General features: G+C 48.1%; 1 rRNA gene. It reads left to right on the forward strand.

The features are described from left to right. Nucleotides 1-239 (forward strand): 23S ribosomal RNA (locus ACTHS3_RS18530); the annotation flags it as partial.

Genomic DNA, 239 nt, shown 5'->3' on the forward strand with positions numbered 1-239 from the left:
TCCCCGAAAACTATTTAGGTAGTGCCACGAGCAAGACACTGATGGGGTTAAAGCACTGTTATGGCTAGGGGGTTATTGCAACTTACCAACCCATGGCAAACTAAGAATACAATCAAGTGGTTCCTCGGGAGACAGACAGCGGGTGCTAACGTCCGTTGTCAAGAGGGAAACAACCCAGACCGACAGCTAAGGTCCCAAATGATAGATTAAGTGGTAAACGAAGTGGGAAGGCCCAGAAA

It is taken from the genome of Neisseria sp. P0009.S007 (assembly GCF_051962515.1).